At 64.8% G+C, this 24,405-nt stretch carries 26 protein-coding genes; 2 read left to right on the forward strand and 24 right to left on the reverse strand.

Annotated elements, in window-relative coordinates:
• Window positions 1–199: 199 nt before the first annotated feature.
• From lepA to FJZ36_08355, 7 genes are read right to left on the reverse strand one after another with little or no spacing between them, the layout of a single operon-like run.
• Window positions 200–1,990: an elongation factor 4 gene (lepA, locus tag FJZ36_08325; protein MBM3214905.1), complete on the reverse strand. Its 1,791-nt coding sequence runs from the start codon at window positions 1,988–1,990 to the stop codon at window positions 200–202.
• On the reverse strand, window positions 1,987–3,213 hold the full coding sequence (locus FJZ36_08330; GenBank protein ID MBM3214906.1) for a glycosyltransferase: 1,227 nt from the start codon (window positions 3,211–3,213) through the stop codon (window positions 1,987–1,989). The genes lepA and FJZ36_08330 overlap by 4 nt, the downstream gene beginning before the upstream one ends.
• A gap of 3 nt (window positions 3,214–3,216) precedes the next feature.
• On the reverse strand, window positions 3,217–5,799 hold the full coding sequence (gene secA, locus FJZ36_08335) for a preprotein translocase subunit SecA (protein MBM3214907.1): 2,583 nt from the start codon (window positions 5,797–5,799) through the stop codon (window positions 3,217–3,219).
• A 45-nt stretch (window positions 5,800–5,844) separates the two neighbouring features.
• Window positions 5,845–7,041 carry a hypothetical protein gene (locus FJZ36_08340; protein ID MBM3214908.1) on the reverse strand — a complete coding sequence of 399 codons (1,197 nt, stop codon included), beginning with the start codon at window positions 7,039–7,041 and terminating at the stop codon, window positions 5,845–5,847.
• Window positions 7,042–7,087: 46 nt separating this feature from the next.
• Entirely contained in the window at window positions 7,088–8,452 is a 1,365-nt protein-coding gene (locus tag FJZ36_08345; GenBank protein MBM3214909.1) for a sigma-54-dependent Fis family transcriptional regulator, read from the reverse strand.
• Window positions 8,453–8,462: 10 nt separating this feature from the next.
• Entirely contained in the window at window positions 8,463–10,169 is a 1,707-nt protein-coding gene (locus tag FJZ36_08350; GenBank protein MBM3214910.1) for a HAMP domain-containing protein, read from the reverse strand.
• Window positions 10,133–10,840, reverse strand: a complete 708-nt coding sequence (locus FJZ36_08355) for a hypothetical protein (GenBank protein MBM3214911.1) — start codon at window positions 10,838–10,840, stop codon at window positions 10,133–10,135. Before FJZ36_08355 ends, FJZ36_08350 begins: the two co-directional genes overlap by 37 nt.
• On the opposite strand from FJZ36_08355, the gene FJZ36_08360 reads away from it, so the two are divergent.
• On the forward strand, window positions 10,839–11,339 hold the full coding sequence (locus FJZ36_08360) for a hypothetical protein (protein ID MBM3214912.1): 501 nt from the start codon (window positions 10,839–10,841) through the stop codon (window positions 11,337–11,339). The two genes, FJZ36_08355 and FJZ36_08360, sit on opposite strands and share 2 nt — an antisense overlap.
• A 43-nt stretch (window positions 11,340–11,382) precedes the next feature.
• Entirely contained in the window at window positions 11,383–15,123 is a 3,741-nt protein-coding gene (locus tag FJZ36_08365; protein MBM3214913.1) for a hypothetical protein, read from the forward strand.
• Window positions 15,124–15,201: 78 nt separating this feature from the next.
• Here FJZ36_08365 and FJZ36_08370 read toward each other — a convergent pair whose 3' ends face one another.
• The 17 genes from FJZ36_08370 to rplN form a co-directional block, all read right to left on the reverse strand.
• On the reverse strand, window positions 15,202–15,597 hold the full coding sequence (locus FJZ36_08370; protein MBM3214914.1) for a 50S ribosomal protein L17: 396 nt from the start codon (window positions 15,595–15,597) through the stop codon (window positions 15,202–15,204).
• 66 nt (window positions 15,598–15,663) lie between these two features.
• Complete coding sequence (locus tag FJZ36_08375; protein ID MBM3214915.1) at window positions 15,664–16,614, reverse strand: DNA-directed RNA polymerase subunit alpha; 951 nt, start codon at window positions 16,612–16,614, stop codon at window positions 15,664–15,666.
• Window positions 16,615–16,715: 101 nt separating this feature from the next.
• Window positions 16,716–17,105 carry a 30S ribosomal protein S11 gene (gene rpsK, locus FJZ36_08380; protein ID MBM3214916.1) on the reverse strand — a complete coding sequence of 130 codons (390 nt, stop codon included), beginning with the start codon at window positions 17,103–17,105 and terminating at the stop codon, window positions 16,716–16,718.
• A gap of 42 nt (window positions 17,106–17,147) precedes the next feature.
• On the reverse strand, window positions 17,148–17,570 hold the full coding sequence (rpsM, locus tag FJZ36_08385; GenBank protein MBM3214917.1) for a 30S ribosomal protein S13: 423 nt from the start codon (window positions 17,568–17,570) through the stop codon (window positions 17,148–17,150).
• A gap of 24 nt (window positions 17,571–17,594) precedes the next feature.
• Window positions 17,595–17,708 carry a 50S ribosomal protein L36 gene (gene rpmJ / locus FJZ36_08390; GenBank protein ID MBM3214918.1) on the reverse strand — a complete coding sequence of 38 codons (114 nt, stop codon included), beginning with the start codon at window positions 17,706–17,708 and terminating at the stop codon, window positions 17,595–17,597.
• Between the two features lie 60 nt (window positions 17,709–17,768).
• Window positions 17,769–17,984 (reverse strand): translation initiation factor IF-1, encoded by a 216-nt coding sequence (gene infA / locus FJZ36_08395; GenBank protein ID MBM3214919.1) that lies wholly within the window; start codon window positions 17,982–17,984, stop codon window positions 17,769–17,771.
• Between the two features lie 61 nt (window positions 17,985–18,045).
• A complete protein-coding gene (locus FJZ36_08400; protein ID MBM3214920.1) occupies window positions 18,046–18,708 on the reverse strand; it encodes an adenylate kinase in 663 nt (220 codons plus the stop codon).
• 157 nt (window positions 18,709–18,865) lie between these two features.
• Window positions 18,866–20,203: a preprotein translocase subunit SecY gene (gene secY, locus FJZ36_08405; protein MBM3214921.1), complete on the reverse strand. Its 1,338-nt coding sequence runs from the start codon at window positions 20,201–20,203 to the stop codon at window positions 18,866–18,868.
• The gene (locus FJZ36_08410) at window positions 20,200–20,643 is read right to left on the reverse strand and encodes a 50S ribosomal protein L15 (protein MBM3214922.1); all 444 of its coding nucleotides are present in this window, start codon (window positions 20,641–20,643) and stop codon (window positions 20,200–20,202) included. The genes secY and FJZ36_08410 overlap by 4 nt, the downstream gene beginning before the upstream one ends.
• A 66-nt stretch (window positions 20,644–20,709) precedes the next feature.
• Window positions 20,710–21,462: a 30S ribosomal protein S5 gene (locus FJZ36_08415; protein ID MBM3214923.1), complete on the reverse strand. Its 753-nt coding sequence runs from the start codon at window positions 21,460–21,462 to the stop codon at window positions 20,710–20,712.
• A complete protein-coding gene (locus FJZ36_08420; GenBank protein ID MBM3214924.1) occupies window positions 21,290–21,802 on the reverse strand; it encodes a 50S ribosomal protein L18 in 513 nt (170 codons plus the stop codon). The genes FJZ36_08415 and FJZ36_08420 overlap by 173 nt, the downstream gene beginning before the upstream one ends.
• A 60-nt stretch (window positions 21,803–21,862) precedes the next feature.
• Window positions 21,863–22,438 carry a 50S ribosomal protein L6 gene (locus tag FJZ36_08425; protein MBM3214925.1) on the reverse strand — a complete coding sequence of 192 codons (576 nt, stop codon included), beginning with the start codon at window positions 22,436–22,438 and terminating at the stop codon, window positions 21,863–21,865.
• A gap of 54 nt (window positions 22,439–22,492) precedes the next feature.
• The gene (gene rpsH, locus FJZ36_08430; protein MBM3214926.1) at window positions 22,493–22,888 is read right to left on the reverse strand and encodes a 30S ribosomal protein S8; all 396 of its coding nucleotides are present in this window, start codon (window positions 22,886–22,888) and stop codon (window positions 22,493–22,495) included.
• Window positions 22,889–22,910: 22 nt separating this feature from the next.
• Window positions 22,911–23,096: a type Z 30S ribosomal protein S14 gene (locus FJZ36_08435; GenBank protein ID MBM3214927.1), complete on the reverse strand. Its 186-nt coding sequence runs from the start codon at window positions 23,094–23,096 to the stop codon at window positions 22,911–22,913.
• A 37-nt stretch (window positions 23,097–23,133) separates the two neighbouring features.
• Entirely contained in the window at window positions 23,134–23,688 is a 555-nt protein-coding gene (rplE, locus tag FJZ36_08440) for a 50S ribosomal protein L5 (GenBank protein ID MBM3214928.1), read from the reverse strand.
• Window positions 23,689–23,720: 32 nt separating this feature from the next.
• Window positions 23,721–23,978: a 50S ribosomal protein L24 gene (locus tag FJZ36_08445; GenBank protein MBM3214929.1), complete on the reverse strand. Its 258-nt coding sequence runs from the start codon at window positions 23,976–23,978 to the stop codon at window positions 23,721–23,723.
• A gap of 37 nt (window positions 23,979–24,015) precedes the next feature.
• Window positions 24,016–24,384: a 50S ribosomal protein L14 gene (rplN, locus tag FJZ36_08450; GenBank protein ID MBM3214930.1), complete on the reverse strand. Its 369-nt coding sequence runs from the start codon at window positions 24,382–24,384 to the stop codon at window positions 24,016–24,018.
• Window positions 24,385–24,405: the final 21 nt, after the last annotated feature.

Raw genomic sequence — 24,405 nt, forward strand, 5'->3', positions numbered from 1 at the left:
GGCTGCTCTCACCGTCCGGGACTGGACGTCGGTCGCGATGGCTCCTGCCGCGCTGCGATTCTCAGACATCGAACCGACCTTCTCCTTGGCGGAAGTGGCGTCCGGGCTCAAGCCAGAGGCGGCACGCGCCGTGTGCCCACAGTAGATGCAGAACGCGAGGGACGCAGCCAGCGCCATGCAGATCGCCGCTGCCCCGCGACTACTCCGTGGAGAGCACCGCCATGAAGGCCTCTTGGGGCACTTCGACACTGCCAATCGCCTTCATTCGCCTCTTGCCTTCCTTCTGCTTCTCCAACAGCTTGCGCTTGCGCGTGATGTCGCCACCGTAGCACTTCGCCGTCACGTTCTTGCGCAGCGCCTTGATCGTCTCTCGCGCGATGACCCGGCTCCCCACGGCTGCCTGCACCGGCACGTCGAACATCTGGCGCGGGATGAGGCGACGCAGCTTGTCGACCAGAAGCCTGCCGCGATAGTAGGCTTGATCGCGATGCACGATGAGCGACAAGGCGTCGACCGGACGCTCGTTCAGGAGGATGTCGAGCCGCACCAGGTCCGAGGGTCGGTAGCCTGCGAGCTCGTAGTCCATCGAGCCGTAGCCGCGCGTCAGCGTCTTCAGCCGGTCGTAGAAGTCGACGACGATCTCATTGAGGGGCACATCGTAGTGCAGCATCGCGCGCGTCGGCGTATGGTACTCCAGGTTCCTGTACTCGCCCCGCCTCGACTTACAGAGCTCCATCAGGGGACCGATGTACTCCTTCGGCGTGACCAGGTGAACCGCGACGTACGGTTCCTCGACGTCTTCGATGCTTCCGGCGTCCGGCATCTCGGATGGGTTCTGGATGTCGATGACATCGCCACCCGACGTCAGCACGCGGTACTTAACGCTCGGAGCCGTGGTAATCAGTGACATATCGAACTCGCGCTCCAGCCGTTCCTGGATGATCTCCATGTGCAGCATGCCGAGGAACCCGCATCGGAACCCGAATCCCAGCGCGACGGATGTCTCGGGCTCGAACGAGAACGACGAGTCGTTCAGCCGCAGCTTCTCGAGGGCGTCCCGCAGAAGGGGGTACGCGGAAGCCTCTGTTGGGTAGAGCCCGCAGAACACGAGGGGCTGGAGCTCACGGTAGCCCGGGAACGGCAGACTGGTGGGGCGGTCGGGCTCGGTGAGCGTGTCTCCGATCTTGGTGTCTCGGATGTCTTTGATATTCGCGATGACGTAGCCGACGGAGCCCGCGCGGAGCTCGTCGACGGGCCTCATGTGCGGCGCGAACACGCCCAAGGCGTCTACATCGTACTGCCTGCCCGTGCCCATCAGCAGGATCGGCATCCCATCGCGGAGGCAACCGTTGACGACGCGCGTGTACATCACGACGCCGCGGTACGAGTCATAGAATGAGTCGATGACCAGCGCTTTGAGCGGCTCCGCAGCGTCGCCTTTCGGCGGCGGAATGCGCGCGACGATGCCCTGAAGCACTTGATCGATGCCAGTCCCGTCCTTGGCGCTCGCCAGGATCACCTCATCGCGGGCAATCCCCAGGATGTCTTCCAGTTCCTCCTTGACGGCGTCCACACGGGCGCTCGGGAGGTCCACCTTGTTGATGACGGGGACGATCGTCAAGTCTTGCTCCAAAGCGAGCATGACATTGGCGACCGTCTGCGCCTCGACTCCCTGCACGGCGTCCACGACGAGAACCGCTCCCTCGCATGCGGCGAGACTGCGGGACACCTCGTACGTGAAGTCGACGTGCCCCGGCGTGTCGATGAGGTTCAGCTCGTAAGTCTCGCCGTCGGGGGCGTTGTAGTTCAGCCGGACGACATGAGCCTTGATGGTGATGCCGCGCTCGCGTTCCAGGTCCATCGCGTCGAGGACCTGCTCGCGCATCTGTCGCGCTTCGAGCGTGCCGGTCATTTCTAGGAGCCGGTCAGCCAGCGTCGACTTGCCGTGGTCGATGTGGGCGATGATGCAGAAGTTGCGCGTATTCTTCATGTGGTCTGCGGCGCCGTCGGGAAATGGTTCACGGGTCGTGCTGCCATCTGCTCGTGGAACTGAGTCAGCGTCTCGCCGATGGTCGCCCACCGATGCTCGCGCTCGACGTACGCCCTGCCGTTGGTCGCCAGCGCCTCACGCGCGTCGGCGTCACCGAGGAGCCGAACGACCTCAGACGCGATGTCGTCCGCTTCGTCCGCCAGAACGAAGTCTCTGCCCGGCTCCGCCACAATGCCGCTGGCGCCCAAGCGCGTGGTGACCACCGGCACGCGCATCGCCATCGATTCGAGGACCTTGTTCTGCAGACCCGTCCCACAGCGGAGCGGAGCGACGAATAAAGTCGCTTGCTCGAAGTAGGGCCGCACGTCGGGCACGCGACCGGTCACGACGACGCCGTGTGCGCCGCTGAGACGCACAAGCCCGCGCGGCGGGTCTGTGCCGACCAGCAGAAGCCGAGCGTCCGGTATCTGGCGACGCACGCGAGGAAGGATAGCCTCCGCCAAATAGTAACCTGCGTCCGTGTTCGGAAAGTAGTCCATCGTCCCGGTGAAGAGGATCGTCGGAACGGACAGCCCCCGCCGAGCTCCGTCCGGCGAGAAGTAGTCCAGATCGACGCCGTTCGGCAGCACGTCCAGACGGAGGTCTGGCGCGACCTCCATGAGCGCCGAGCGGTCGCATGGCGAGATCATCGTCGTCCGCGTGAATCGTCGCGCGATGTAGGGCTCATACCGACGGACGCGCTCGCCCTCGATGCCCACCAGCCAGCGAGTCACCGGGTTCCGCTGCAGTTGGCGACGGCGTTCGAGGTTCAGAGCCATCGCGTCGCCGAGATCGAGCAGCTTGGGGATCGGCGCATCCGCGACGTACTGTCCCGTCCGAAACAGCCCAGCCTGGATCGTGTCGGGACCCACGGCGTCGAGCGCTTCGTCGATGGTCCGCTGCATCGTCGGGGAGTACCACATCCGATTTTGCAGAGGGTCCCGCCCGAGCGCGCCCATCGCGGCGTTGAGGCGACCTCGCGTTCGCGAGAAAGGCACTGCGAAGACGCGAGCGCAGAGCTCGCGCAGGACACCGTCGGCTTCAACCTCGGATGGGTCTTCGTAGAAGGTGACTAGGGAGACACGATGCCTGGCAGCCAGCCCGCGCAACAGGTAGAACGAGCGGATCCGGTCCCCCCGCATGGGGGGATACGGGTAGCGCAGGCTGAGGAACAGGATGTCCATTCGCTAGGCGATCCGCCCATGGCACCGCTTGTACTTCTGCCCGCTGCCGCACGGGCACGGATCGTTGCGTCCAACCTTCGCATACTGCGATTGCGCCGCCGACCGTGCCGCCCGCTGGAATCGATTGATTGCCGCTGTTTGAGCCGACGTGGGCTCGGCAGCCTCGCCTTCCGTCGCCTCGGCGACTCGGCGGGCGTCGTCATGCGCCTCCGCCTGCTCAGGCGTCATCATCTGAATCTGGACGCGGAAGATGTACTGCGCGACATCGTCGTCCACACGGTCGAGCATCGAGCCGAAGAGCTCGAAGGCCTCCTTCTGGAACTCGACGACCGGATCGCGACCCGCGTAGCCACGGAATCCGATGCCTTCCTGCAGATAGTCGATGTTCTGCAGGTGCTCCATCCAGTGGTGGTCGATGCGGTCGAGGAGGATGAGCCGCTCCATCTGGCGCATCATCTCCGATCCCACTTCTGCCTCGCGGGCGTCGTACGCCCGATGGAATGCGGCGACGGCAGCTTCTTCGAGCTCGGCGGGCGTCATGTCCGTCGGCTTACGGTCCCAGTCGGCAGTCGGCACGGCGCAGTTCCGGGTCATCCACTGAGCGACGTCATCGGCGTTGTGCGCCTCTTCGTTGTCCTCCGGCAGGTGTTCGGCGATCTTGGCGCGGATCGCGCTCTCGATCATCTCCATCACGTCGCCGCGCAGGTTGTCGCCGTCGAGAATGCGGTTCCGAAGCGTGTAGACGGTGTCTCGCTGCCGGTTCAGTACGTCGTCGTACTTCAGGATGTGCTTGCGGTATTCGAAGTTCTGTTGTTCGACGCGCTCCTGCGCCTTCTCGATGGCGCGCGTGACCATCTTGTGCTCGATGGGGACATCGCGCTCCATGCCGAGGCGGTCCATCATGCCCATGATCCGCTCCGAGCCGAACTTCTTCATCAGCTCGTCTTCGAGCGATAGGTAGAACCGGCTGGAACCCATGTCGCCCTGCCGCCCGGATCGTCCACGGAGCTGGTTGTCGATCCGCCGAGACTCGTGCCGCTCCGTCCCGATGATGTGCAGCCCGCCCATCTCTTTGACGCCGGGGCCCAGCTTGATATCGACGCCGCGCCCAGCCATGTTCGTCGCGATGGTGACGGCGTAGGGCTGACCCGCCTGGGCGATGATGTCCGCTTCCTTCGCGTGCTCCTTGGCGTTCAGGACGCGGTGCGGGATGCCGCGTTTCGTCAGCCCGCGGCTGTAGTCCTCGGACGCTTCGATGGTCACCGTGCCGACGAGGACAGGACGCCCCTTCCGGTGGTTCGCCTCGATGTCATCGAGGACGGCGTTCATCTTGCCCGTGCGGTCGCGGTACACCAAGTCTGGCTCGTCCATCCGGATCATGGGGAGGTTCGTTGGGACCACGACGACGTCGAGCTTGTAGATTTCGTGGAACTCGGCGGCTTCCGTGACTGCCGTCCCCGTCATGCCGGCGAGCTTGCGGTAGAGCCGGAAGTAGTTCTGGAAGGTCGTCCGCGCGACCGTCTGGCTCTCCTCGACGATGCGGACGCGCTCCTTCGCCTCCAACGCCTGGTGCAGACCGTCGGAGTATCTCCGTCCCGGCTGCATCCGTCCTGTGAACTCGTCGACGATGACCACTTCGCCTTCGTGGACGACGTAGTCCACGTCGCGCTTGTAGAGCGCGTGGGCGATCAGCGACTGGTTCACGTGGTGAACCAGGTCCATGTGCTCCGGGTCGTACAGGTTCGAGACGCCGAAGTCTCGCTCGATGAAGTCGATGCCATCCTCGGTCAGCGCGACGTGTCCGCGCTTGGAGCGCTTCTCGTCAATCTCGTAGTGCTGATCCGGCTTCATCCGCTCGATGGCGCGCGCGATCCGAAGGTAGTCCGTCGGATCCGAGCGGCGCTGCGAGATGATGTGCGGCGTTCGCGCTTCGTCGACGAGGATGCTGTCCACCTCGTCTACGATCGCGTAATTCAGCATGCGCTGGACGCGCTCGCTCGGATGGCGGGCGCTGCTGTTGTCTCGCAGGTAATCGAACCCGAACTCGGAGTTCGTCCCATAGGTGATGTCGCACTGATAGGCGCGCTGCTTCGCGATCAGACCCATCGAATCGAGCGTGACGCCGACCGTCAAGCCCATCGCCTTGTGGATCGCGCCCATCCATTCGGCGTCGCGCTGGGCGAGGTAGTCGTTCGTCGTCACGACGTGCACGCCGTCGCCGGACAGCGCGTTCAGGTAGACGGGCATCGTCGATGTGAGGGTCTTCCCCTCGCCGGTCTTCATCTCTGCGATCTTGCCCTCGTGGAGCACGACGCCGCCCATGAGCTGCACATCGAACGGGCGTTCGCCAATCGTCCTGCGGGCCGCCTCGCGCATCACCGCGAACGTCTCCGGCATCAGGCTGTCCAAGCTTTCGCCGTTGTCGATGCGCTGCCGGAACTTGCCTGTGTGGGCGCGCAGGTCCTCATCGGAGAGCGCCTGGACGGACGCCTCGAGGCTCCCGATGCGCGCGACCATCGGCTGCATTCGCTTGAGGTCGCGATCGTTCTTCGTGCCGACGAACTTGCGGATCACCGAATTCCACATGGACTTCCCCAACCCAAGCGCTGGCTATCCTGCGCTGCTAAGTCGCTAACCGTCCGTGTCCGGCGCCTGGGGTCGACCAGGTTCCGCAGGAGCTGTCGGCGGGTCCGTCGCGTCCTCTTCTGCGGCGCCCGTCACGCCGTTCTCGACAGCCGATGGCTCGTCCAGCATCTCGGAGCAGACTTCCGGCGCGATCTCAAGAACGTTATCCCCGCGAATGCGGCGGCGCAAGGCGATGTACGCGAGAGTGTTCCCAACCGAACCGACACTGAGAACGTACGAGAGCCACACGATGGTGACGAAGAGGAATGCCAACACCGCAAGAACCGTCGTGATCGTCTCCGCCACCGAGAGCCCGGGCACCCGCTCGGCGTCCAGGCGGAACCCCGGTCCGAAGGGAACCGTACCGCCCCACACGATGTCCGCTGCCGTCGAAAGGATGTCTTGCAGCGGAACATATGCCGCCGCTGCCGACTCCATCAAGGAGTTGTACCCCCAAGCGCTCGCACCGTAGAACACTGCGCCTGCGACCGCTTGGGTGCCGATGACCGTGAGGACGTACGCCGCCAGCCGGAGGGGACGGTTCCACACGAGAGAGACCAGTTGGTAGCTGGCTTCGACCACATCGCATCTCACGATACCGCAGATGGACGGCAACACGAACCATCCCACCGTAGCGCACACGGCGCCCAGGCTCAGACCGAGCCCCACGAAGTAGAGCGGAACCATGAAAGCCGCCTGAACCGCGATGAGCCACGGTCCGACGGCAGGGATCCGTCCCAGCAGGCCCGTCAGGAACGGCGCCGCTCGCAGCGCGGCAACGATGATGACGAGCACGGCGACGGTTCGCACGGCGGTCCAGCCGTACCTTCCGGCGAAGCGGAGGGCGGACGCCATCGGGTAGAAGTAGTCGCCACGGAGCTGCTCGAACGTCAGCTTACTCACCGCCGTGCCATAGAAGCTGATGAGCATCGCTCCGACGATTGCGCCGGAAACGATCGCGGCAAACGCGTGCCTGGACGGCGGCGGCGTGAGGAAGATGCGGACGAGCGACACACCGTAGACATCCCACATGCCGGAGAACGGAATACCCGAAGCCATCCCGGCTGCGTAGAAGAGCACGACCAGCAGCGCGTAGGCGATGGTGACGCCGCGCGCGTGCAGGGCGATCTTCCGCGCTGAGACGGCGCGGCGTCCGGCTTCCGGCAGATCGCGCCAGGTTCCGGTCAGGTGAACGGGCGGCATGGGTCCTCCGCATGGGCAAGCGCGGGCAATGCTACCACGTTTCGCGTCACGCGTCTCGGCGAAGGTCGGCTTGGCGCATCTTCCGATGGAGGTGCGACCGCTCGATTCCCAACCGCTTGGCGGCTTCGCTGACGTTCCAGCCAGACTCCTCCAGCACGCGACGGATGTAGGCGGTCTCGAACTCCTCACGAGCGTCCCGAAGAGATAGATCGGCGCTCGGCGCGTCGGCGACGGAGGTGCCTCGGCTCCCGATCGAGTCCGCCGGCAGGTCCTCGACGCGGATGGTGTCCCCCGGCGTCATGATGACCGCGCGCTCGACGACGTTCCGCAGCTCGCGGATGTTCCCGCGCCAATGGTACCGCTCCAACGCCTCTGCGGCTTCCGGCGCGAGCGACATCAGAGGCTTGGCGTTCTCCGCGCAGTAGCGCGCTAGGAAGTGACGCGCGATCGGCAGGATATCCGCTCTCCGCTCCCGCAATGGGGGTACGGTGACCGGCACGACGTTGAGTCGGTAGTACAGGTCTTCGCGGAACCGATCCTCGGCGATCATCGCGGGAAGGTCGCGGTTCGTCGCGGCGAGGACGCGCACATCGACCGTCAGGGTCTGGTTTCCCCCGATCCGCTCGAATTGACCCTCCTCCAGGACTCGCAGCACTTTCGCCTGTGTGTGCGCGCTCATATCGCCGACCTCGTCGAGGAACAACGAGCCGCCGTCGGCTTGCTCGAACCGTCCGGCATGGCGGTGCGCGGCTCCCGTGAACGCCCCCTTCTCGTAGCCGAACAGCTCCGCTTCGATGAGTTCCGTCGGGATCGCGGCGCAGTTGACGCGCACGAACGGACGGTCTACGCGGCGGCTGCCCGTGTGGATGGCACGCGCGATCAGCTCCTTGCCCGTCCCGCTCTCGCCGGTGATGAGCACCCGCGCATTGGTCGGAGCCACCCGCGCAACGACCTGCAGGATGGACCGAATCCCATCGCTCCCGCCGATGATCTCGTGCTGGCTCGCCAGTTGCGACTGGAGCAACACGGTCTCGCCGCGCAGACGCATCTTCTCTAGCGCCTGCGCCGTACGGACGACGACTTCGTCGAGCGCCGGAGGCTTCTCGATGAAGTCCACGGCGCCGAGATTGATCGCTCGAACCGCGACTTCAATCGATCCGTGCCCGGAGATCATGACGACGCCGGTGTTCGGCGACGCCTCGCGAATCCTGCCCAACGCCTCCATGCCGTCCATCCCACCGGGCATCTGGATGTCCAGGAACACGAGATCCGGTGCCGAGTCGCTGACGGCGTCGATCCCTGCCTCGCCGCTTGGCGCAGAACGGACCCGATAGCCTTCGTCTTCAAGGATGCCGCGCAGCGATTCCACGACCTCCGCGTCGTCGTCGATGATCAGGATGTCGGGTCTCATGTCTCATCCATCATGCAGGCGGAACAGCAGGCAGGCGCATCACGACACGCGTCCCTTGCGCAGCCGGATTCGGTTCGATCTGGATGGAGCCCGCGTGGTCTTCGACGATTTTCCGCACAATCGCCAGCCCCAAACCGTGACCATCGCGCTTGGTCGAGACGTGCGGCAGGAACAGCCGGTCGCGCACCTCCGGAGCGATGCCGCATCCGGTGTCGTCGATCTCGATGCGCATCATGGGAACCGGCGCGTCGGGTTCCATGGCAGCGGCGATGCGGAGCGACCCTCCCTCTGCCATCGCCTGCACGGCGTTCTTGACCAGGTTCTGCATCGCCCGCGCCAACTGCTCCTCGTCGGCGCGAAGCAACGGCAGGTCGTCGGGCACCTCAACCGAGAGAACGACGGACGCCTGCCCATCCGATGACGGCGCGAGCTCCGCAAACAGTTCGGTTGTCCTCGCGACGACGTCGTTCAGCGACACCTCGGCGAACGCGGCTTCCGGCAGACGGGCGAGACGCGAGAACTCATCGAGCAGCCGGTTGAGCGACGTCACCTGACGCTCGATCACCTCCGTCGTGTGCATCAGGATTTCGCCCACACCGTCCGGGTCCGTCTCATAGCGCCTGCGTAGCCGCTGCGACGACAGCCGGATGGGCGTCAATGGGTTCCGCAGTTCGTGTGCGAGCTTCTGGGCGACCTCGCGCCAGACCTCCGACTTCTCCGCGCGGCGGAGCTCTTCGGTCCGTAGCCGGAGTTCGTCGGTCATCGTCCCGAACGCCTGCGCGACCTGTGCGAACTCTGGGGTTCGAAGCTCCGGCATCTGGTAGTCGAGGTTGCCGCGTCCGATCTCGCGGGTAGCCGCGACCAGTTGCGCGATGGATCGCGTCATCCGGCGGCTCAGCCACAGACTCACAGGCACCATCGCCAGCAGCAGAATGCCCCCGGACGTGACGAGGACGACGAAAGCCCGGTCTCGCGCTTGCGACTTCTGCGACTCCACGACCGCCCGCTTCCGGTCGTCCAGCACGCGCGAGAACGGCAGGTCTTTCGACACCACGACGACGCCTTGGAACCGGCGAGTGTCGCCATCGACCAGCGGGAACGCGCACAGGAACTTCTCTCGGAGCGTGATGCCGGAGTCGCCCTCCATCCGTTCGTACGGCAGCGACGCGACAATCGCCTCCTCCGGGAGCTCGCGCACTTGCTCGATGGGCGGAAGGAACTCGTGCGTCGTCGCTGGCAGGCGCGACTCGGCGGGATAGGCGAGCCACAGCCGCCCCGACGCGTCGTAGATCGCCATCGAATCGGCGTCTTCGATGGGCAGCCGGGACAGCGCTTCGATGGCGACCTCCCGGTCTCCGGCGAGGTACGCGCGGTAGACGGCGGCGTCATACGCCAGCACGTCCACGTCGGACGACAGCCGGTACGTGTAGAAGCCCTCCAGACCTTCCGTGACCTGGTGCGCCGCATCGAGGGCGGTGTTGGTGACGGTCTGCGCCCAGTCCTCGATGCTCCGAATGGTCAGTCGATAGGAGAGCAGACTGAGCACGACGGTCGGCAGCAGGATCATGGCGCTGAGCGCCGCCCATAGGCGCGTCTGCGATGTCACAGGGCGTCGTGGCGATCGGACGGATGATGCGCTGCGTCGGCTGGACATGTCGTATCCACGGCGGGCTGTGGAACCTAGCTGGGCGCGGCGGTCGTCATTCCTTCGAGCCATCGAAACACCGCCACCAGGGCGGCGATGGCGAGCAGGATCGCGAGCATCCAAGCGGCGGCTCGGAAGAAGTGCTCCGGGGAATCGTCGTCCGGACTTCCTCGGTAGGTGCTCTCGACGAGCCGAAGGAAGTCGCCGAATCGCTTCTCGGCACGAAGCCAGCGGTAGAGGCTCTCGAACTCCTTCTCGAGCAGGATCGCGAACTCCTGCCGCTGCGCACTGAAGTCGGTGAACTCCTCCCACCGGTCGTCGGGCACGATGTAGTACGGCTCTGGGCCCACACGGAGCTCGTAGCCGTGACCCTCGATGTGCACGATCTGTCCGACGTCCTCGCGTTCGGCAACCAGACGCAATGACACGTCGGTGGCAATCGCCCGTACGTGCGTCGCCGGCGAGTCCTGCGCCAACTCGTCATCCGCGCTGCGCGCCGAAGGATCCGTCGCGGCAGCGACGCGCATGAGCACGTCCATCGCCTCGTCCTCGGACTCGACCGGAACGGCAATCACGTGGACGCGCGATCCGTCCTCCATCTTGTCGTCGCGGACTTTGTGAGGAATCTCTGCGTGGGTCAGCGCCGCCCGGATCAGGCTCAGGTCCCAGTCATCGCGGACGTGGTGGACGACCGACCAGCCGCCGGTGGCGTTGAAGACGTCGCGGCTCGCGTCGTGTTCCATGTTGCGCGCCCTGCTGTGTTCGGTATCGGGCGAACGGGGTGCCATCGGGCGCGATCATGTTACGGCGGGGAACGAGGGTCGTCAACCAGCGGGGAGGCGCGCAAGCGCGTTGTATCGGAGAGCCCCGTATGCTAGACTCACTGTGGATCGGTCAGGCGTACCGAACGGCTCCCGGAGACCATCTGTGGCGCAGGAATCGCGGAAGAAGCAGAAGGCCGTCGCGTTCATCGACCCCGATAACTGCACCGGATGCGGTGTCTGTCTGGAGTTCCGTCCGACAGATCCGAAGCAACGTCCGCAGCTCCTCGCCTGCATCCTCCTCGAGGAAGGCACGAACGCACAACTGAACGGAATCTGCGTCATCGATCAGGACGTGTGCGTTGGATGCTCCCTCTGTGTGCAGTACTGTCCTTGGGAAGCGATCTCGATGGTGTTTCTGGACGGCTCGATACAGGACACCGTCAAGGCCGTCGGGTATCTGAAAGACGCGATGCGCTGAGCTTGCCTGCGACGGCCGCTTCCACCCCTTCATCCTTTGCGCGATGTTCTGCGTCCGACTAGGAACAGGTCGGGTACCAGTCTGTTCAAGCCTCGCCATGGAGGGTTCATCGGTGCGGTCTCGCTTGCTGCGCGTCCTGTGCTTGCTGTCCCTGGTCCTGCTGTCTGCGTGCGCCAAGCGCGAGGTCATCCGCCAGGCGGATTGGGAAACGCACTTCAGTGCGCTCAGCTTCGTGGGCCGAGACCACGGCTGGTTCGTCGGCTTCGGCGGCATGATCGTCCACACGCCGGACGGCGGCAGAACGTGGCAGAAGCAGGAGAGCCCGACGCGCGTCGACCTGCGCGGCGTCCATTTCGCCAATCTGCGCGAGGGCTGGATCGTCGGCGATGACGGCGTCGTCCTATCGACCATCGACGGCGGGGCCCATTGGCGCACGCTGCAGCCAACGGGCAGAACCTTGCTCCGGGGTATCCATGTCCGCAGCCGACGCCAAGCGTGGGTCGTCGGCGACCTGCACGATGTGCTCGTGACGTCCGACTTCGGCCGATCCTGGACGCGGCAGCCCACTCCGGCACAGTTCCCTCTGAACGACATCCAGTTCGTCAACAGCCGCGTCGGGTACATCGTCGGCGATATGGAGCAGATCCTTCGCACCGACGACGGAGGAGCGACATGGGCGCCGCAGTCGAACCGCTTCGTCGGCGAACGGGATCGCCTGCTCGTCGATAACGAGCGCGTCCTCTTCGTCACCGACCGCATCGGCTGGCACGCAGGGACCGACGGCTCCATCTTCCGAACCGTCGACGCTGGCAAGACCTGGGAACGCCAAGAGAGCCGCATCCCGTTCACCGACCACGTCCGGTTCGCCGTCAACGACATCCACTTCTACGACACGCGACACGGCGTCGCCGTCGCCGACGGAGGGCACATCACGCAGACCAGCGACGGCGGCAACAACTGGGTTCTGCGTAAGAGCGGGTTCCAGACGCCCATGACCGGTGTCCAGTTCGTCTCGGAGAAGGAGGTTTGGGCGTGCGGCTGGTACGGTGTCGTCCTGCGTTCGACCGATGGCGGTCAGACCTGGAAGACGATCAGCGGCGTGACCGCCCATGACCTCGCCGAAGTGCAGTTCGCCGACGACCAGCACGGCGTCGCCGTCGGGACGGCTGGAACGCTCCTCACGACGAACGACGGCGGCAAGACCTGGACCGAACAGAAGACGGGTCAGCGCGACACGCTCCGATCGATCACGTTCATCAGCTCGACGGAGGGCTGGGCAGTCGGCGAACGCGGCATCGTGATGCACACGACCGATGGCGGCAAGACGTGGGATGTCCAGACCGGCGGCATGGGTGCCCAACTGAACGGCATCTACTTCCTCGACGCGCTGCGAGGGTGGGCGGTCGGCGAATTGGGCACCGTCATCTTCACGCGGGACGGCGGGCGGAGCTGGGGATTCCAGAAGTCGCTCGAGTTCCAGTCGCTGCGTGCCGTGCACTTCGTCGATGACCAGCGCGGCTGGCTCGTCGGCTGGCCCGGCGTCATCTTCGCCACGTCCAACGGCGGCGCGACGTGGGTTCGCCAGAACAGCAACACGTTCAACGAGCTCTACGCCCTCCACTTCGTCAACGCGCAGAAGGGCTGGGTGGTCGGCCAGTTCGGGGAGATTCTGCACACCGAAGACGGCGGCGCGACGTGGCGCTACCAGGCGAGCGGCACGCAGGAGAACCTGAACAAGGTCTTTTTCGCAAACGCCAGCCTAGGCATGGTCGTCGGCGACAAGGGCACGCTGCTGACGACCACGGACGGAGGGAGGTCGTGGAAGCCGCAGTACAGCGGAACCGAGAGCGACCTCTACTCATTCGCGGTGGCGAAGGACGGCATCGTGGCGGTCGGTAAGGGCGGCATCGTGATGCGCTACTCGCTCGACGTCGCCCCCGAAGACCTACCAGTCGAGCAGATCCTCGCCGAACAGCAGGCTCCGAAGCCTGAGCCAGCGCCGATACCGCGCGAGGACGCCGGCTGGATTCTCGTCCGACAGAGCGCTTGGGCGACGGAGTTCCAGGACATCGCCTTCGCCGACGAACGCCACGGCTGGGCGGTCGGCAGCGACGGCGTCATCGCCGCGACGACCGACGGCGGCGCGACCTGGTCGCCCCAGCGAAGCGGCGTCCGACATCGGCTGAACCTGGTGATGTTCATCTCGCCGACCACCGGATGGACCGCAGGCGGCAGCGGCACGATCCTGTCGACGACCGACGGCGGAACGACATGGACTCGACAGACGACTTCCTACACGGGCGGGTTCACGGCGATTCACGCGCTGGATTCGATGAACGTGTGGCTTTCCGGCGACCATGGGGTGATGTTGGGAACGCGGGACGGCGGCGCGACCTGGTCGCTGATCGAGACGGACATGACCAACGCGGCGATGCGCGGACTTTTCTTCATTTCGCCGGATGAGGGATGGGCGGTCGCTCCGCAGCGCCACGAAGGCGGACTCATCCTCCACACGAGAGATGGCGGGAAGTTCTGGGAGATCCAGGACAAGCCCCGCTTCTCGCCGGCGGTCGTCATGTTCTTCACGCCCGAGCGCGGCATGGTGCTGTCGAGCGGCGGCGAGGTTCTCGCGACCGAGGACGGCGGCGTCACGTGGGTCGAGCAACCCCGCAAACGGCTGCTGGGTCTCAACAAGGTTCGCGTGTTGGACGACAAGACCGCCTGGGTGACGCAGAGGGTCGGGCGTGCCTACCTGACGAGAGACGGCGGAGCAAGCTGGCGCGCGTACGGTTCGGAGCCCTTCACGGCGATCCACATCCTCGACGACAAGCGCGCATGGGCGGCGGGATCGGCGCAAATCTACGCGACACAGGACGGCGGCGAGACCTGGACGCCCCAGGTCGAGGCGATGGCGCAGAGCCTCCGTACTCTGCGGTTCAGCGACGCCAACCGAGGATGGGCGGGCGGCGAGCAGGGAGTCATCCTCCACACATCCGATGCCGGATCGACGTGGGACCACCAGTACACGGACTCCGCCGCCGAGATTCTGACGCTCCATTTCGCCAGCCTGGCAGAAGGCTGGGGATGGGCGCTCGACGCGCAGGGCATACTTCGCTTCACGGGCAACGGCAAAGACTGGCAGAGAACGCCACTGCCCCCGGGGACGATCCCGCCACGCTTCCGACTGGCGGACGGCTACATGCGCGGATTCGGCGAGGGCTGGGCAGTCGGACCCGGCGGGCGCATCCTGCACAACCCGGACGGCGGGCCCGTATGGCAACCCCAAGACAGCCGTACGACCGAATCCCTCCGCAGCGTCCACTTCGAGCGATTCGGGTATGGCTATGCAGCCGGATCGCAAGGTCTCATGCTGAACACGAAATCGACCGGCAAGCGTTGGCTCTTCCAGGACACGCAGACCGGCTATGACCTGAACAGCGTGTTCGCCGTGACGCCGGTGATCGCATGGGCGGTGGGTCAGTACGGGATCATTGTCAAGACGGAGGACGGGGGCGCGACCTGGAAGTCTCAGCGCAGCCCGACATCGCAAGACCTTCGACGCGTGATCGCCCTCTCGGAGCAGGAAGCCTACGCCGTCGGCGATGGCGGAACCATCCTCCACACGATCGATGGTGGAGCCACGTGGCAACTCCAGAAGTCGCCTGTCGAGACGCCGCTCCTGGAGATATCCCTTTCAGCCGACGGAACCACGCTGTGGGCGTCTGGCGCGTGGGGCGTCGTCCTGAGGGCCCCGCGCCGCGAGTCGGTGTCCCTCGCCCGGTGACCGTGCCGAGCACAGCGAAGGCGGACCCTAGCGGGCCCGCCTCGCCGCCAACCGTTCCATCCCATCCGTAGAGACCGATCAGTCCTTGACCAGCTCGATCAGCGCCTCTGGCGCCGAGTCTCCGAGCCGCTGCCCTAGCTTGATGATCCGCGTGTACCCGCCCGGGCGATCCGCGTAGCGAGGCGCGATGTCGCTGAACAGCTTCTGGAGCACCTCGCGGTCACGGATCGTGCGCGCCACGAGACGACGCTTGTGGACCGCGCCCGGAGCGACCTTGCCGGCTTCAGCCGGCATCGCGTTCGCCTTCTTGGCAGCCGTGATGAGCTTCTCGACGACCCGGCGAAGCTCCTTCGCCTTGGGCTCCGTCGTGCGGATGCGCTCGTGCGTGAGAAGCGCCGTTGCCTGGTTGGCGAAGAGAGCGCGGCGGTGTGCCGTCGTCCGTCCGAGTTTTCTGCCGCTCTTCCGATGTCTCATCGATTGCTGTCCTGTTCCTTCGTCTCCGGAGCACACGTCCAGCCAGCGCCGCCGCTCGTCGTGCCGCTAGCTCCCGTCGTCAGCCGACATGCCGAACTCCAGTCCGAATCCCTGTAGAATCTCTTTGACTTCCGCGAGCGACTTGCGACCGAAGTTCTTCTGCTCGAGCATCTGCTTCTCGGTGCGCGAAACGAGCTCGCGGATGGTACGGATGCCCGCGTTCTCCAAGCAGTTCGCAGCGCGAACCGACAGCTCGAGCTCGGCGACCGGCTTCTCCAGGATCGCGCGACGCTCCTTCTCCTCGGGCGTCTCCTCCTCGATCGCCTCGACGTAGTGTTCATCGAAGTCCTGGAAGATCTCGAGGTGGTCGATCAGGATGTTGGCAGCTTCGGTGACCGCCTGCTTAGGCGTGATGCTGCTGTCCGTCCAGACCTCCAACACGAGCCGGTCGAAGTCCGTGCGCTGTCCGACGCGCGTCGCCTCGACGGCGTAGTTGGCGCGCCGCACGGGCGAGAAGATGGCGTCCACCGGAATGAACCCGATGGGGCGGTCATCGTCTTTGATGTACTCACCGACCTGGAACCCGTGCCCGCGCTGAATCTCAAGGGTCATCGTCAGCACCGCCTCTTTGTCGAGCGTTGCGATGTGCTGATCGGGATTGATGACCTCGATCTCAGGCGGCGTCTGGATATCCGCCGCCGTCACCTCGCCCTCGCCTTCGCGATGAATGATGCAGGTGAAGGTGCGGTCGGTCGTCGAGCTGAAGCGGATCTCCTTCAGGTTCAGCACGATCTGTGCGACATCCTCGACGATGCCGGGCATCGTGGCGAACTCGTGCGGCACGCCGTCGATCTGTACGGCGGTAATCGCCGTGCCAGGAAGTGACGAAAGCAGAACGCGCCGTAGGGAGTTCCCCAGCGTGATGCCGTACCCGCGCTCCAACGGTTCGGCGATGAACCGACCGTAGTCGTGTCGGAGCGAGTCTTGGTCGGCGATTAGGCGCTCCGGCATCTCCATGTCATTGCACTTCATAGGATCGAATGTCCCCTCTCATTCGCAGGTAGAAGCCGCAAAGCGATCCAAATCGTCCGACGGCTCGTGCCCCGCCGACAGGAGTGTCAGGTTCTGGCGCGCTTGGGGGGTCGGCATCCGTTGTGCGGGATCGGCGTGACGTCCTTGATCAGCGTCACCTCGATACCGGCGGAATGGAGCGCGCGGATCGCGGACTCTCGCCCCGACCCTGGGCCCTTCACCCACACCTGAACGCGGCGCACGCCGTGTTCCATGGCAGAGCGCGCACACGCCTCCGCAGCCTGCTGCGCAGCGAACGGCGTGCTCTTGCGCGAGCCGGTGAAGCCCGCCGAGCCGCCCGTCGCCCAGGAGATCGTGTCGCCACGCTCGTCGGTGATCGTGATGATCGTGTTATTGAACGTCGTCTGAATGTGCGCGATGCCGTTCGTGATGTTCTTGCGCTCGCGCCGCCGTGTACGCGTACCTCTCGACCGCACTCGGAGCTCCTTCGCGTCCCTATCGGGATGCCGTCAGCCGGATCAGTGCTTCGCCTTCGCCTTGCGGCCGACGGAGATCGTCCGGGCGCGGCCCTTGCGGGTCCTGGCGTTCGTGCTCGTGCGCTGACCCCGAACGGGCAGTCCGCGGCGATGCCGCGTGCCTCGGTAGCAGTTGATGTCCGTCAGCCGCTTGATGTTCATGTCCGTTTCGCGCCGCAGGTCACCCTCGATGAACGTGTTGTAGTAAGAGGATTCCTGCTGCGGCAGGATTTCGCCGAGACGCTCCAGGGCATCACGAAGGCGGTTCACATCGTCTTCGGTCAGATCGTCCGTCTTAGTGGCGGGATCCAGCTCGATGTGCTCTAGGATCCTAGACGAAGTGAACGGCCCAATCCCATAGATGTAGGTGAGCCCAACCTCGATGCGCTTATTCCTCGGCAACTCGACGCCGGCGATACGTGCCATACGCGCTGGTACCTCCTACGCGCCCTAGCCCTGTCGCTGCTTGTGTCGTGGATTCTGGCAGATGACGCGCAAGACTCCCGCGCGCTTCACAACGCGGCACTTGTCGCACATCTTCTTCACGGACGCCCGAACCTTCATCAGCCACCCCAGTTCCGTACGAATGATGCCCTCAAGCCCCTGCCTTTGTCCGACGGGAGCCTACTTCTTGCGCAGGACGATGCGGCCTCGAGTCAAGTCGTAGGGCGAAAGCTCCACCTTGACGCGGTCGCCCGGCACGATCCTGATGTAGTTGACCCGCATCCGCCCGGAGATGTGGGCGAGCACTTCGTGCCCGTTGTCCAGCTTGACGCGGAAGACGGCATTGGGGAGCGACTCGTTGACCACTCCCTCCATCTCGATCCCGTCCTTCGCCATACATGCCCCCTGAGGTGCGGTTTCGGTCACGTGCTGCCGGCAGCGGTGACGCTTGCGGTTCCTACGGTCGCTCGGTCACATGCTCCGTGAGGTACTGCACGATCGCCGACTCGACGGCGTCCGCGGATTGCGTGCCGTCCACCGAGACCAGCAAGCCTTGACGGTCGAAATACTCTCGAAGCGGAGCCGTCTCTTCGTTATAGACCTCGAGACGCTTCCGCACGGCGACCGGTTCGTCATCGGGTCTCTGCACGAGCTCCTCGCCATCGGCGTCACAGACGCCATCCACCCGAGGCGGAGCGAACGTCACATGGAACGACCGCCCACAATGGGGGCAGGTGCGTCTGCCCGAGATCCGCTCGATGATCACGTCGTCCTCGGCATCGAGGAAGAACGTCGCATCCAGCAGCAGGCGGCGTTTCTTCAGCAGCGAGTCGAGCGTGTACGCCTGAGCCAGCGTCCGTGGGAAGCCGTCGAGGATGAACCCCGGACGGCAATCCGGCTGGATCAGCCGTCGCTCGATGATATCCGCCACCAGCAGATCGGGTGCCAGTAGCCCCTTGTCCAAGTACGACCGCAACTCCAGTCCGAGCGGCGACCCCGACCGAATCGTCTGTCGCAGCGTGTCGCCCGTGGAGATGTGCGCGAGCCCGTAGCGCGTGGCGACCCGCGTCGCCTGAGTGCCCTTGCCAACTCCGGGAGGTCCGAAGATGACCAACCGCATGGGTGAGTTTCCTTCTCCGGGTGCACGAGCCGGTTCCGCGCTCCGTGGTCCCCGTCAGTTCCGCCGCTTCTCTGAGGGCTGCCGTGGTATCGCCACTCAGATAGTAGCCGGTTCACCTCACCCGATGCACAGGCATACGTCTGTCCAGACAGAACGCCTAACGACGTCCCTTGACCTTCTGCCCCTTGAGCAATCCCTCGTAGTTGTGCGTCCGAAGCTGCGCGTCCAGCCACTGCATTCGGTCGAGGGCGACGCCGACCACGATGAGGATCGACGTCCCACCGATGCCGCTCAGTTGCAGTTGGTCGCCGCTGACCGCCTCGACGAACCAGAACGGCACAATCGCGATGGCGGCGAGGAAGATCGCGCCGGGGAGCGTCACGCGGCTCAGAGTGCGGTCGATGTACTTCGCCGTCGTGCGCCCGGGGCGCTGTCCGGGGATGAAGCCGCCGTGCTTCTTGAGATTGTCGGCGACATCCACCGGATTCATCACGACTGCCGTATAGAAGTACGTGAAGAACACGATGAGCAACGCATAGATCGTGTAGTAGATGGGCCCCGGGCTGAACAGCGTCGCCAACGCCTGCTGAATGCCCAAGCCCAACGGCAGGCTCATCAGAGCCGCCGGAAACTGCATGATCGTGATGGCGAAGATGATCGGCATCACGCCCGCCATGTTCACCTTCAGCGGCAGGTACTGGGTCTGACCGCCGTACATCCGCCGTCCAACGATGCGTTTGGCGTATTGCACGGGAATCCTGCGCTCCGCCAGCGTGATGTAGATCGTTCCCACGATGATCGCCAACGCCGCGAGGATGATCGCGACGACGCCGATCAAGCCGAACCCACCCACCTCCGGGTTCGTCATGTACCCGACGATGTGCGCCACTCCCGCCGGGACGTTCGCGACGATACCGATGAAGATGATGAGCGAGATTCCCTGACCGATGCCGTATTCCTCGATCTGTTCGCCGAGCCACATCACGAACGTCGTGCCGGCGGTTAGCGTCAGCATCGTCATCAGGTAGAACCCGAGCGAGGGGTCTGGAACGATCGCTTGCTCCAGCCCGAACGCCTGCGGATTCGTCAGCGCGGCGCTGATACCCAGTGACTGGAACGCCGAAAGCCCGATGGTTCCGTACCGCGTGTACTGCGTGATCTTGCGGCGTCCGGTCGTGCCCTCCTTCGCAAGCTGCTCCAGATGCGGGACGACCACCGTCAACAACTGCAGAATAATCGACGCGCTGATGTAGGGCTGAATCCCCAGGGCGAAGATCGTCATCTGCTCGAAGTTGCCGCCTGAGAAGACGTTGACGACCTTCAGCGCGCCGAGATTGCCGCTGATCCGTTCCCAAGCGGCTTCGAGGGCTGCCTGATCGACACCTGGCAGGAACACGTAGCTCCCCAGCCGGTACACAATGAGAATCCCCATCGTGAAGAGGATTCTCCGCCGGATGTCCGGGAGCTTCCAGGCGTTCTGGAGCGCTTGAATCACTGCAGTGCCTCGATTGTCCCTCCGGCAGATCGGATCGATTCCTCTGCGGAGCGGGAGAACTTGTGAGCCCGGACCGTGAGCGGTTTGGTCAACGCGCCGGAGCCGAGAATCTTCACCGGCAGCGACAGGTTCCGCACGATCCTGGCAGCCAGCAACTCATCGGGCGTGACGACGGACCCGTTCTCGAAAGCCTCGAGATCGCCGACGTTGACCACGGCGTACCGCCTGCGTCGGATCGGCTTGAATCCTCTCAGCGGCAGGCGACGGTACAGCGGCATCTGTCCGCCTTCGAACCAGGCAGGGATGCTCGCACCGGCACGGGCCCCTTGACCCTTGTGCCCGCGCCCGGACGTTTTCCCGTGACCGGAGCCTTCGCCGCGTCCCACTCGCTTGCGCGACTTCTTGGCGCCCTTAGCCGGCTTGAGGTCGTGCAGTTCCATATTGCGATCACTCCATTGCGCCGAGCGACGGACACATGCCCGCCTCGAACGCCCGTCTCATCCGACCTAGCTGAAGAGCTCCCGAACCTCTTTGCCCCGCAGGCGCGCGATCATGGCGGCATCACGGAGTCGCTTCAAGCCGTCGATTGTCGCGGCGGCGGCGTTCATCTTGCTGCGCGAGCCAAGGCACTTGCCGAGCACGTCGTGGATGCCCGCCGTCTCGAGGATCAGGCGAGCCGCCCCTCCGGCGACAACGCCTGTACCGGGCGTCGCCGGACGGAGCACCACGCGCGCGGTGCCGAACTCCCCGACGATCGCGTGCGGGATGGTTCCCTTGACGATCGGCACTTTGAACATGCGCTTGCGCGCCGCCTCGATGCTCTTACGGATCGCCTCCGGGACGTCGTTTGCCTTGCCGAAGCCGATTCCGACGGTGCCTGCGCGGTCGCCGACCACCATGATGGCGTTGAAGCTCTGCTTCGGACCGCCCTTGCGGACGCGCATCACGCGGTTGACCTCGATGAGCTGCTCGACGAACCCGTCGTCTTCAGCCTGCCCGCCGTCAGAACGTCGATTCCGCCTGTTGTCCTGTCTCAATCCGGTGACTCCTAGAACCGCGAATACGCGCGACGCCCCGATCCGGCGATCACGACTTCTGCTTCTTGCCCTGCGCGGGAGCCGCTTGTTGCTGCTTGCCTTTGCCCTTACCCTTGGGCGCCTCTTCTTCCGGCTTGGCTCCTTTGCGGGCTGCCTTCTTCGCCACGATCTCTTGGCGGTCCGATGCCGGACCCATGTCGAGTCCAGCAGCGCGGGCGGCATCGGCAAGCGCCTGGACGCGGCCGTGGTAGCGATAGCCGCCTCGATCGAACACGGCAGTGCCGATGCCGGCTTCCTGAGCCTTGACGGCGACCAACTTGCCCACCTCGCGCGCAGCGACCGCGTTCCCGCCGGAACCGATCGACTCGCGCAGCTCAGGCGACTGCGACGAAGCCGAGGCAATCGTGATGCCTTGGGTGTCGTCGATCAACTGCGCGTAGATATGCCGAGAACTCCGGAACACGCAGAGCCGGGGCTTCTCCGAAGAGCCGGAGACCTGCCGGCGCACGCGCTGGTGCCGCCGCAGCCGCGCCTCGCGCCTGTCCTGTGCGCTCGATTCCACGATCTACTCCTCGATCCATTCCTCTGCGCCGATCGGCGTCTGTCGTGCCGACGCGACGCGCTATGCCCGCGCCTTCTTCGGCATCAAGCGTACGCGCTCGCCCGCGTACCGGATCCCCTTGGACGGTTCGTAGTGATCGGGCGGCTTGACTCGGCGAATCGCCGCTGCGGTCTCGCCGACCAGCTCCTTGTCGATCCCAGCGACGGTCACCGGCAGGTGCTGCACACCCGAGCTGCCCTCGCGCACCGTCTCCGGAGCTCCCACCGTCACGGTGATGCCGTCCGGAATCGGGAACTGGACTGCGTGCGAGAACCCGACGACGAGCTGGAGCGCCTTGCCCTGAACCTGGGCTCGGTAGCCGGTTCCCACAACCCGCAGATTCTTGGCGAAGCCGTCCGATACCCCAGTCACCATGTTGGCGATGAGGCTGCGAACCAATCCGTGCATCGCTCGGTGGCGCTTCGACTCGCCGACGCGCTCTACCGCAACGTGGTCTCCGTTGTCCACGACCCGGACATAGGGCGGGAGCGTGCGCTCCAGCTTTCCCTTGGGCCCTTCCACCCGCACCCGATCGGCGTCGATTGCGATCTTGACGCCTTTCGGAACGGGTATCGGCATGCGGCCGATCCGCGACATGGTGCGTTCTCCTCAGCCAACCCCAAGAGCAGCGTGCGCTCCGGGGCAACGCGATCACCAGATATAGCAGAGCACCTCGCCGCCGATCCCGCGTTCGCGGCATGTGCGCTCGGTCAGAACGCCCTGAGATGTCGAGATGACGGCGATCCCAAGCCCGTTCCGAACGCGTGGCAGGTTGCGCCGGTCCGCATAGACGCGACGTCCCGGCTTGCTGATGCGTCGGATCCCCTCGATCACCTGCTCGCGCTTCTCACCGTACTTCAGGTCGATCTTCAGCATCTGCTGCGAACCGTCGACCACCGTGGCGCTGCGGACGAATCCCTCTTCGACGAGGATGTGCGCAATCGCCTGACGGATGCGCGATGAAGGAAGCGTGAGGGATTCCTTCCGCCGCATCGTCGCATTGCGGATCTGCGTCAGCATGTCCGCGACCGGATCCGTCATCGACATCGAATGCTCTCCTAGCCCGTCTCTACCAGCTCGCCTTCGTCACGCCGGGCACGCGGCCCTCGCGAGCCAACTGCCGGAAACAGATGCGGCACAGACCGAACCGCCGCAGATAGCCTCGCGCGCGTCCGCAGACCTGGCACCGATGATAGTGCCGTGTCGAGAACTTCTGCGGGAGCTGCTGTTTGATCCTCAGACACTTCTTTGCCACAACTGCCCTCTCTGTAACCCGGCTGAGGCTCCGTCGCTCACGCCTCGCTCCTCGCCTCTCGGAATGGCATGCCCATGAGCCGGAGCAGCTCGCGCGCCTGTTCGTCCGTCTTGGCGGTCGTGACGATGGCGATGTTCATGCCGCGCATCTGCGATACGTCGTCGTATCCGATCTCCGGGAAGATGATCTGCTCGGTCAGCCCTAGCGCGTAGTTGCCTCGCCCATCGAACGAGTCCGGGTTGGTGCCCCGAAAGTCGCGGATCTGCGGCAGCGCCACCTTGACCAGTCGCATGTAGAACTCGTACATCCGGACGCCCCGGAGCGTCACCATGCAGCCAACCGGCATGCCGACGCGCACTCGGAACGCCGAGACGGACTTGCGGGCGCGGCGGATCGCGGGCTTCTGACCCGTGATCGTCGCCAGTTCGCTCGCCGCGTTGTCCAGCAGGTTCGCGTTGGTCGCCGTCGCTGCCGCGCCAACCCCCATGCTGACGACGATCTTCTCGATCCGAGGAACCTGCATCGGGTTCGTGAACCCGAACCGCTGCTTCAGAGCGGGAACGACCTCGTCTTGATAGTGCTGCTTATACATCGATACGGCTTATTCTCGTTCGGTTGTCCGACTCAGTCGCGTTCCACGAGGCGCACATTCGACGCATGGATCGGGGCTTCGTTCTCGACGATCCCGCCGTTGGGATACCGCTGCGACGGCCGCGTGTGCCGCTTGACGACGTTGACGCCCTCGACCGTTACCCGCCCCCGTTTTCGATCTACTGCCTTGACGACGCCCTGAGCATCGCGCGCCTCGCCAGCGATCACGACGACACGGTCGCCCTTCTTGACGTGGACATCCACTCGTTCACGCTTCGTCTGCTTCGCCATCGTGCCGTCCCTTCGCGGATGCCGTCGCGCAAAACCGTCAGATGACCTCAGGAGCCAGCGAGATGATCCGCATGAACTCCCGATCGCGCAGTTCTCGCGCAACAGGGCCGAAGATGCGCGTGCCGCGCGGCTGTTTCTGCGCGTCGATCAGCACGGCCGCGTTGCCGTCGAACTTGATGTAGGAACCGTCCGGTCGGCGGTACTCTTTGGTCGTCCGCACCACGACAGCCCGAACGACATCGCCCTTCTTCACGTTGCTGTCGGGCAGCGCGTCTTTGACGGACGCCGTGATGATGTCGCCGACGCGGGCATATCGTCGCCGTGTGCCGCCAAGGACCCCGACGCACATGATGCGCTTGGCGCCGGAGTTGTCTGCCACTGTCAGATAGGTCTGAGGCCGAATCATCGTGCCTGTTCCTTACAGAAC

The organism is Candidatus Poribacteria bacterium (genome assembly GCA_016866785.1).
GTDB lineage: Bacteria > Poribacteria > WGA-4E.